A 10,146-nucleotide genomic window follows, 5' to 3' on the forward strand; every position below is an offset into this window, starting at 1 on the left:
CTAACTTAAATAAAAATGTCTCCGACAAACCCGGTACGGTTCACTTTAGATGCACTGATTAAAGAAAAAAAGTTTGTATTTGATAATTACGATAAGGTCTGTAAATTACTGCGTTCAGCAAATGCATCAGTTGATATTGTAACAACGGGGCAGATTTCTCCTTACCAAACTAGTAGTGCAGTACAAATTAGATTGAAAGATTTAGAACTTAGTAAACAAGGATTGAATCTTTATTCAAAACATCACATTTGGTTACGTTACAACTCTGAACGAACATCGGCAGCTCAAGAGAAGGATATATATGGCATAGCAATGGTAGCGCTAAATGATATAGATCAAGATTTAGTAGATGACTTAAATTTACAACGGGCAGCACTTAAAAGATACATAGCTAAAAAGTAGGAAAATGATTGGCATAACCTACCAAAACAACCTAAAAACAGCTCAAATATCGTGGAACATAAAAAAGCCGAAGTTTTGATACTTCGGCTTAATCATAAGTTATTGAAATATAACACCTACCTAAACACCTGTTATTCCAAAGTAGAAATGTCCTACCTAATAACCAAATAGAAATGTCCTATATGGACATTTCCAAGTCAAGCACAGGATTTAGATTTCTTTGTTCAATAACAGCTTTCTGAGCTTTACGACTCGGCATATTTTTCCTGAGACGGGAACGTTTATTTTGTTTTTCCAACTCTTCATGCTGTTGCTGGATATGCGCCAGAACCGAGCCTAATCTTTTATTCTCANTTTTTCCTGAGACGGGAACGTTTATTTTGTTTTTCCAACTCTTCATGCTGTTGCTGGATATGCGCCAGAACCGAGCCTAATCTTTTATTCTCAACCACTTGATTCTGCTGTAGTCCAGCCAGTTTATTGAAGACACTATAGTTGATCTTCCGTCCTTCATGCATGATCGCTACAGTGCCATCCGGGTACTCCAGAAATGAAATGTATTGCCCAACAAGCTTATGATTTAGCTCTGTCGGTTCAAGCAGATAAATACACTTGTCATACGTGATGGTGAGGTTCTTCGTGACCTTACGCGGTTCCTGCCAGGTGAATATATCCTCCAGCTCAGCATCAGATTCTGTTAGCGGACGATGTAAGTTCTATGAATTTCGCGCACACTTGGCAAACTTCTGGTTGAACTGCTCAATAAAGCAGGGTAGCCAGGCATTGGCTTTGGCAATTGAACTGATGCCTTCCAGACGCATCTCCTTGATCAAACGGTCTTGAAGGGTTCTATTCGCGCGTTCTACGCGACCTTTAGCCTGTGGTGAGTTGGCAAAGATAATATCAATCTTTAACTCATTCAGAATCCGGCCAAATTGCGTGATTTTGCTGTCCTGGCTCGATTTCTGGTTCACTCGGAATACCGAATGTTTATCGCTATATATAAAAGGCCAGAGGCTTGCCGTATTGTTCAATGTAGACTCGGGGGAAAGAATATAGTCAAAGGTCGTTTCCGTCTCACAAAAGCGTAGATGTAACAGCTTTCTAGTGGCATCATCGAGATAAACCAGCAAGCAGCATTTCGCGGAACGGCCTTCAAACCAGTCATGATATGAGCCATCAATCTGGATCAGCTCACCGAAGCAATCCCGGTTATAACGTGGCTGATATGGACGTTTAAGGCGCTTGGATCGTGGAATCCAGAGGTCATTGCCGTCATCCAGCTCCGAAGCGTTTCTAACGGGATATTCAGGTCAAACATGCTGCTGAGTTTTTCATGCGCCAAGTTGGGTCCAAATCCAACCAGATGTTCAGGAATAATGGAAAGACATCTTGATTTTAATAAATAAAACACTCGTATTAATTTTCATTCATTTTTTTAGTTGCTTTATAGATACCAAATCGTTTCACCCCAATCACTTTCCTGTCTTAAAAGTATTTCACCTTTCGCAAAGTAACGTTATCGCGATTGATTTGCAGGACTCCACTAATTGAGGTAAAACGAAAGTGGGTTGATTATGTCAATCAATATCGGCGCGGTAAAATGGAGCAGTTGAACGTGGTAAGGCTTGATGACCACGTATTTGATCCGCGATTTTCTCAGCCATCATAATGGTGGTTGCATTTAAGTTACCTGTGATAATCAGCGGCATAATCGACGCATCAACAACACGTAAATTTTGCATCCCATGTACACGACCTTGTCCATCGACTACCGCCATATCATCTTCGCCCATTTTACAACTACAGGATGGATGATAAGCAGTTTCAGCGTGATTTCGCACAAATTCATCTAATTCAGCATCGGTACTCACATCTTTTCTAGGGCTGATTTCTTCGCCTCGATAAGGATCAAGTGCAGGTTGGTTCATAATTTCACGAGTAATCCGGATAGCGTCACGAAATTCCTGCCAGTCTTGTTCGGTCGACATGTAGTTAAATAAAATACTTGGATGGTCGAAAGGGTTTTTAGATGTCACATGTACTCGACCGCGTGAAGGTGAGCGCATCGAACCGACATGGGCTTGGAAGCCATGCTCTTTGACGGCATTACTGCCATTATAGTTAATTGCAACAGGCAAGAAGTGGTATTGAATATTTGGCCAAGCAAACTCTTTGGAGGATCGAATAAAGCCACCTGCTTCAAATTGATTGCTTGCTCCAATCCCTGTTCCGTTAAACAACCACTCTGCACCAATTGCAGGTTGGTTTTGCCATTTTAAAGCAGGGTAGAGAGAAACAGGTTGCTTACACTTATATTGTAAGTACATTTCTAAATGGTCTTGCAGGTTTTCACCGACACCCGGTAAGTCATGCACCACTGGAATGTCGAGAGACTGAAGTAAAGTACTTGAACCAACACCCGAACGTTGCAAAATTTGCGGTGATGCAATCGCTCCAGCACAGAGTAGGACTTCTTTATTGGCATAGACCTGAAGTAAGTTGTTTTGATTAGCACCTTGAATATATTCAACACCAATCGCTTGTTTGCCATTGAACAAAATTTGATTGGTCATGGCATGGGTGATAATGGTTAGATTCGCTCGACCTTTGGCCATATCTAAATAGCCACGTGCTGTGCTTGAGCGTCGACCTTTGGGGGTCACGGTTCGATCCATTGGGCCGAAACCTTCTTGTTGATAACCATTTAAATCATCAGTGCGTGGATAGCCTGCTTGCACACCTGCTTCAACCATGGCATGGAATAAAACATTATTGTCTGCTTTAGGCGTGGCGACAGAAACAGGGCCAGCATCGCCATGATAGTCATTGCCACCAATATCACGGGTTTCTGCTTTTTTGTAGTAAGGCAGACAGTCGGCATAGCTCCAATTTTCAAGGCCTTTCAAGCTAGCCCATTGTTCTAAGTCCATGGCATTACCACGGATATAGCACATGCCATTAATGAGGGACGAACCGCCTAAGCCTTTACCGCGACCACATTCCATGCGGCGGTTATTCATATGAGGTTCTGGGTCGGTTAAATACGCCCAGTTATAACGACGACCTTGCAAGGGATAGGCTAAGGCAGCAGGCATCTGAGTACGGAAGTCGATACGATAATCGGGACCACCTGCTTCGAGTAAGAGCACGGAAACATCTGGGTCTTCGGTTAAACGAGCAGCCAGTACATTACCTGCTGAACCTGCGCCAATAACAATATAATCGTAGTGTTGAGAATGCATAATGATCCTTTTTCTATGGCAGGGCCACGTTGCATGAGAACGTGGCCACATGTTGAGTTGAGGATGAAAAAAAAATAAAAAGGAAGTAAGGATTTAGCTAGCTAAAATTCAGACTTTAAAAAATACTTTGGTATTCGCCTAGTTCAACTTGAACCGATTTGATGCGGGTATAGTGTTCAAGTGTGGTAATGCCATTTTCACGTCCGACCCCTGACTGTTTATAACCACCCACAGGCATTTCAGCAGGGGATTCGCCCCAAGTATTGATCCAGCAAATGCCTGCCTCAAGCTGATGAATAATGCGATGAGCTTGGGAAATATCTTGTGTGACCACACCCGCAGCTAAACCATAACTGGTGTTGTTGGCACGTTGAATAGCTTCTTCAATACTGTCATAGCTTAAAATGCTCATGACTGGACCAAAGATTTCATCTTGCACAATGTGCATGTCGTCATGACAGTCGGTGAACACGGTAGGTAAAACATATGCGCCCTGAGCAAGTGCTGCTTCAGTTCCACGTTGTCCACCAATCAATAAAGTCGCACCTTGTTGTTTGCCTGACTCAATATAAGACAAGACTTTTTCCATATGCGGAAAGCTGACTAAAGGTCCAAAGTTGGTTTCAGCCTGCATCGGGTCACCTATGCGGATACGTTTTACACGTGCAATCACAGCCTGTTCAAATGCAGCCTTGAGGGTTTGTGGTACAAATACACGGGTGCCATTGGTACATACTTGACCTGAGCTAAAGAAGTTCGCCATTACCGCAATATCGGCTGCGCGATCAAGGTTGGCATCTGCACAAATAATGAGAGGTGATTTGCCACCGAGCTCCATGGTGACTTCTTTGAGACTAGAAGCCGCAGCACTGGCCATAACCTTTTTACCCGTTGCCACACCACCTGTGAACGAAATTTTTTGAATGTCGGGGTGTTCAGTCAACCATTGACCCACTTCAGCACCAAAACCTTGTACCACGTTGAAAACACCAGCAGGTACGCCTGCTTCAGTGTAGATCTCTGCCAACTTTAAGGCGGTAAGAGGGGTCACTTCGCTAGGTTTAAAAATCATGGCATTCCCTGCGGCGAGAGCCGGAGCTGATTTCCAAAGTGCTATTTGGATTGGATAATTCCAAGCACCAATCCCTGCCACTACACCTAAAGGTTCACGGCGTGTGTAGAAAAAACTACTTTCACGTAGTGGTACTTGTTCACCTTGAATGGCCGTTGCAAGTCCTGCGTAGTACTCTAAAACATCTGCACCAGTGACAATGTCCACAGTAGAAGTTTCACTGAAGGCTTTCCCTGTATCGAGTGTTTCAAGGCGAGCTAACTCGTCATTACGTGCGCGTAAAATATCGACTGCACGACGTAAAATACGGGCACGTTCGACCGCTGTTTTGGCAGCCCATTCACGCTGCCCTTGTACAGCACTTTGCACTGCTGCATCGACATCAGCTTTGGATGCTTGCTGAATAGTGGCAATGACCTGACCTGTAGCAGGATTGATACTGTCAAAGGTTTGATCACTGGTGGCATTGAAATATTGTCCGTGAATATAAAGCGAGTGAAGCTGTACATCATTCATTTTGTTGTTCCTGCCGTATCTGTTGAATTAAGCGAAGTTGCATATCGACATAGTCGTATGCAATAGAACGTGCCAAATCACGATCAAATGCTTGATGACCACTTAAACTCCCACGTAACCATAAGCCATCAATCAGTGCTGCTAACCCTTTAGCGGCTTGGCTTGCTTGTGACTTCGGCATGAGCTGCAAGAAATGAAACTTCAAATTTGAATAAAGACGTTGGTCATTAATTCTTTGCAGTCGACCTAAGTCGGGTAGGTGCATACTGGCAGACCAAAAATCCAGCCAAACCCGCATAGCAGTGTTGTTGACCTGACTGATGTCAAAGTTGGCATCAATAATGGCTTTGAGCGAATGTTCTGGACTGGGCTGCGCCACCTTTACTTTATAACTCGCCGTGGTCTTGGCTAAGACATTGAGCATTTGACGCATGCAACTGTGTATGAGACCTTGTTTATCACCAAAATAATGACTCACAATGCCGGTAGAAAGCTGTGCTTTTTTTGCAATTTGAGCAATGGTGGTATTGGATAAGCCCACTTCATAAATGACTGCATAGGCAGCATTAATGATTTCTTCACGGCGCTCATGCTCAGGTTTTACTCTACGTTTATTCATGACAATCCAAAACAATTTGCCTTAAATTTAAAGGTGTTAGATTCAATAACTTACATGGAAAGCATCATAGCATTTTTTTATAATACTCATTATTGATTGAACGTTCAATCAATAATGAGTACACTTATGGTTAAATTCAAAGCAAAGTACTGCTAAATTGCTTTGGATGTTCCACATAACTGTTTATTTATCAAAAGGATGTAACATAAGGGTTTAATTGCAGAACATCATTCAGAAAAGTGAGCTGATGAGCTATAGGTTTACGGTTTTATACTTTTTTCGAGTTGAGAAAGCTCTTATAGTCATTTTGAGGGGAGATATGTGTAGGATTCCTATCAAAATATCAATGAACAAGGGTGGCTCACATTTTAAAACTGTGTAGAAAATGCACCTCATAATTGATTTAGACCTTCGGGTTTAAAGAAGATAGCGTTTTTATTTCTGATAAAAATACTGTCGTTTTCGTTAGTCGATTTTTAAGCTCTCGACCACGAGAAGTTTAAAAATTGTCTTTTGTCTTTTTTATTTACTTTCTTGAGGATTGTATGGCAACAGATAATCCAAGAGCAGTTGATGATCAAACATTAGCGCCTAAAGACCGTTTAAATGGTGTGGTCTTTTATATTTCAGCTCTCATTATTTTAATTTTTTCTGTTACCACCATTTTGTTTAATGACTTTGCTAACCGAACCTTAAATATGGTTTTGGCTTGGGTGAGTTCAACTTTTAGTTGGTATTACTTACTCGCAGCGACCTTGTATATGGTCTTTGTGATTTTCATTGCCTGTTCTCGCTATGGCAATATCAAATTAGGTCCCAAACATTCCAAACCTGAATTTAGCCTTTTAAGTTGGTCTGCAATGCTGTTCTCAGCTGGGATCGGCATCGATTTGATGTTCTTCTCGGTGGCGGAACCTTTATCTCACTATATGCATCCACCTGTGGGTGAGGGGCAGACCCTAGAGGCTGCACGTCAAGGCATGGTGTGGACGCTGTTTCACTATGGTCTAACGGGATGGTGTATGTATGCCTTGATTGGCATGGCATTGGGCTATTTTAGTTATCGCTATAACTTACCACTGACCATTCGATCTGCTTTATATCCGATCTTTGGTAATAAGATTCATGGGCCGATCGGTCATAGTGTCGATACCGCTGCGGTCATCGGTACTATTTTTGGTATTGCTACGACCTGCGGGATTGGGGTAGTACAACTGAACTATGGCTTACATGTGTTGTTTGATTTACCTGAAAACCTTTGGATGCAAACCGCATTAATTGTGGTTGCGGTGGTAATGACCATTATTTCAGTGACTTCAGGGGTGAATAAGGGACTGCGAGTTCTCTCCGAGATTAATATTTATGTTTCTGTCGGCTTGATGCTGTTTATTTTGTTCTTAGGCAATACCGAATTTTTACTGAATGCTTTTGTGCAAAATATTGGGGACTACATTAACCGTTTTCCAAGTATGACTTTGGAAAGTTTTGCCTTTGAACAACCGAAAGAATGGATGAACAGTTGGACATTGTTCTTTTGGGCATGGTGGGTGGCTTGGTCACCATTTGTAGGTTTGTTTTTAGCACGGATTTCACGTGGTCGAACCATTCGTGAGTTTGTTAGCGGAACTCTCATTATTCCTCTGTTTTTCACACTCACGTGGTTATCAATATTTGGAAATAGTGCACTACATAGTGTGATTTTTGATGGTAACTTAGCCCTTGCACAGAGTGTGATTGCAAATCCTGCACATGGTTTTTATGACTTACTGGCTCAGTATCCATGGTTTCCGTTTATTGCAGGTGTAGCCACAATTACTGGCTTACTATTTTATGTGACCTCGGCGGACTCTGGTGCGCTGGTGTTGGGTAATTTCACCACTCAATTTACCAATGTCGATCATGATGCACCGCGATGGTTGAGTGTATTCTGGGCCATAGCGATTGGTTTATTAACCCTTGCAATGTTGATGGCTAACGGGATTACGGCACTACAAAATGCCACAATCATTATGGGGTTGCCGTTTAGTTTTGTGATGTTCTTGGTCATGGCAGGTTTGTATAAGTCATTGCGTTTAGAAGACTATCGACAAGCTAGTAGCAGTTTAAATGCTGCACCCGTGGTGGGCAATGTCGACATCCTCAACTGGAAAAAGCGTTTGTCCCGAGTCATGCACCATCCAGGAACAACTGAAACTCGGCGTATGCTCGATGACATCTGCCGGCCTGCGGTGATGGCGGTTGCCGAGGAAATGCAAAAACGTGGTATCGACATCAGTGTTCAAGAAAGTGCGCTAGAAGAAGACTCAAATCTATATCATTTAGATTTGATGATTCATTTGGAAGAAGAACAAAACTTTGTCTATCAAATTTGGCCAGTACGTTATATCGCTCCGACCTTTAGTGAACGAGGCAAACTGGGTAAACGCTTCTACTACCGTCTTGAAACTTATTTGTATGAAGGTTCTCAAGGCAACGACCTTGTTGGTTATACCAAAGAGCAAGTGATTAATGATGTGCTGGATCGTTATGAGCGCCATATGACCTTCTTACATATCAATCGAATCAGTCCAGGGAATCGTCCCTTATTTCCAGACCCTCAAGGATAATTAGGAGGAACCATGTTGACCTCATATTTACATGCTTTTGCTTTGTTTTTCTCATTGCTGAATCCGTTTTTAATGAGTATTTACATGATTGGCATGATTCGGAACTCCGAAGCTAAAGTGTTTAATAAAGCCTTGATTCAGGGCTGTCTCATTGCTTTTATAGTATTTATGCTGTTCGCATGGGGTGGGGAAGCGATTTTTAGTAAATATTTAAATGTACGCTTTGAAGCCTTTCAAATATTTGGTGGTCTGATCTTCTTGGTGATTGGTTATCGCTACGTGTTTCAGGGAGCAGATACCATTGGTGAAATGCGTGGTGCGCCTGAGCATTTGGCAGGAACCATTGCGATGCCTTTTATGATTGGTCCAGGAACCATCAGTGCTGCTGTGGTGACAGGTATGGCACTGCCAATCAGCGGCGCAGCGATGATTATTTTTCTGACTTTGGCGTTGACCTGTGGCTTGATGATTTTAATGAAATTTGCGCATGACCATTTGCGTTATAAGCATGCCAAATATATTGACCGTTATGTTGATATTGTCGGGCGACTGTCAGCCTTACTGATTGGGACTATTGCGGTAGATATGATTATTAATGGGGTTTTAGGTGTTTTAACAGAAACGTACTGACATACTCCCACCACTTTCGCTTAGCTTAAGTGGTGGATTCTAAAAGACAATACTCTTAGGCGACTTTTTTTTGCGGATTTCACTTGTTTTTTGCTTAGTAGGTCGACCTTTACTACACATCTTCCAAAAACATAACTGTTAGTCCCACCGCCCACCGATGTGTCTGGCTGCAGATAAAGTTCGACCTGATGCTGTTTAAAATCAGCTGCGAAGATTCTGCTGGTTTTTTACTGCAAATTCATATTTAAATGATCATTAAGTATTGTGCTAATCTGGACAAACAGTTATTGCTCTTTAAGATGATTAATTAATCGTTCATAGTCATTTTTAGAAAGTTTACCAATGTAAGTTAATTTTGTCATATCAATTGGCAATTGATATGTCTGTACAGTATCAATCCATGATTTTTTACTTAGTCCAACCGATTTCCAATCTGTAATTTCAATATATTTACTTTTAATAAAGTCAGATTTATTGTCATATTGACTGCTTAAACGGAATACGATGTAGTCTTTTTTTGTTTGTCGAATATATAAAACAGGACGGGTTTTACCATCTGCTATGTCTGTAAAACCAACGTAAGCCCAATACAAGTCCTGTGCCATTAGTATCCACCATCATCATTTAAAAACTCTTGAGCAGATTTTGTATCGGATACTTTTACACTCGGAATATTATGGCTCAGGGCTATGAGCTGTGCTGTATTAAAATCATCATCACTTATTTGATTACTCACAGGAATTCGACCTGTTTTAGCAATTTCAGCCATAACCATACTAAAAACAGATGCAGGGGTTAGCCCAACTTTTTTGATTATGTACTCTGCTGATTCTGAGATTGCCTCATCCACAGTATATTGAACTCTTTTTTTAATTAGCGTAGACATTTAACACCTCTTAATCTTTTCAATGCCATTTTACGGCATAAAGTGACACCAAACAAGTAAATAGTAAGTGTCCATTCTTAATAAGAATTGGTGTCCAAGTAGCTGTTGATGTGCATCATAGACCGGACATTTTTATTGGTGAGAATATAGACACTTTAAATGGGTTCTAA

At 41.6% G+C, this 10,146-nt stretch carries 9 protein-coding genes; 3 read left to right on the top strand and 6 right to left on the bottom strand.

The genetic code is table 11. The annotated features are described in order from the left end of the window. The first annotated feature begins 15 nt into the window (after positions 1–15). Positions 16–402 carry a hypothetical protein gene (locus OKC24_RS18380; protein ID WP_265466160.1) on the top strand — a complete coding sequence of 129 codons (387 nt, stop codon included), beginning with the start codon at positions 16–18 and terminating at the stop codon, positions 400–402. Positions 403–1,118: 716 nt separating this feature from the next. On the opposite strand, the gene OKC24_RS18385 is transcribed toward OKC24_RS18380, so the two are convergent. The 4 genes from OKC24_RS18385 to betI all read right to left on the bottom strand — a co-directional run bounded on the left by OKC24_RS18385 (position 1,119) and on the right by betI (position 5,854). Next, positions 1,119–1,685 (bottom strand): ISNCY family transposase, encoded by a 567-nt coding sequence (locus OKC24_RS18385; RefSeq protein WP_117008163.1) that lies wholly within the window; start codon positions 1,683–1,685, stop codon positions 1,119–1,121. Between the two features lie 297 nt (positions 1,686–1,982). Next, a complete protein-coding gene (gene betA / locus OKC24_RS18390; RefSeq protein WP_117008162.1) occupies positions 1,983–3,647 on the bottom strand; it encodes a choline dehydrogenase in 1,665 nt (554 codons plus the stop codon). A 115-nt stretch (positions 3,648–3,762) separates the two neighbouring features. Then, positions 3,763–5,235 (bottom strand): betaine-aldehyde dehydrogenase, encoded by a 1,473-nt coding sequence (betB, locus tag OKC24_RS18395; RefSeq protein ID WP_117008161.1) that lies wholly within the window; start codon positions 5,233–5,235, stop codon positions 3,763–3,765. Beyond that, on the bottom strand, positions 5,228–5,854 hold the full coding sequence (gene betI / locus OKC24_RS18400; protein ID WP_117008160.1) for a transcriptional regulator BetI: 627 nt from the start codon (positions 5,852–5,854) through the stop codon (positions 5,228–5,230). The genes betB and betI overlap by 8 nt, the downstream gene beginning before the upstream one ends. Positions 5,855–6,399: 545 nt before the next feature. On the opposite strand from betI, the gene OKC24_RS18405 reads away from it, so the two are divergent. Together OKC24_RS18405 and OKC24_RS18410 are read left to right on the top strand one after the other, a co-directional pair. After that, on the top strand, positions 6,400–8,460 hold the full coding sequence (locus OKC24_RS18405; RefSeq protein ID WP_104442423.1) for a choline transporter: 2,061 nt from the start codon (positions 6,400–6,402) through the stop codon (positions 8,458–8,460). Positions 8,461–8,472: 12 nt separating this feature from the next. Beyond that, entirely contained in the window at positions 8,473–9,090 is a 618-nt protein-coding gene (locus OKC24_RS18410; RefSeq protein WP_104442422.1) for a MarC family protein, read from the top strand. A gap of 284 nt (positions 9,091–9,374) precedes the next feature. On the opposite strand, the gene OKC24_RS18415 is transcribed toward OKC24_RS18410, so the two are convergent. Both OKC24_RS18415 and OKC24_RS18420 read right to left on the bottom strand, forming a co-directional pair. Next, positions 9,375–9,695 carry a hypothetical protein gene (locus OKC24_RS18415; protein ID WP_104442421.1) on the bottom strand — a complete coding sequence of 107 codons (321 nt, stop codon included), beginning with the start codon at positions 9,693–9,695 and terminating at the stop codon, positions 9,375–9,377. Beyond that, positions 9,695–9,976, bottom strand: coding sequence for a type II toxin-antitoxin system RelB/DinJ family antitoxin (locus OKC24_RS18420; RefSeq protein WP_035270626.1), 282 nt, complete (start codon positions 9,974–9,976; stop codon positions 9,695–9,697). The genes OKC24_RS18415 and OKC24_RS18420 overlap by 1 nt, the downstream gene beginning before the upstream one ends. Between the last annotated feature and the right edge of the window lie 170 nt (positions 9,977–10,146).

Origin of the sequence: Acinetobacter entericus, assembly GCF_026168575.1 — a bacterium.
Lineage (GTDB): Bacteria > Pseudomonadota > Gammaproteobacteria > Pseudomonadales > Moraxellaceae > Acinetobacter > Acinetobacter bouvetii.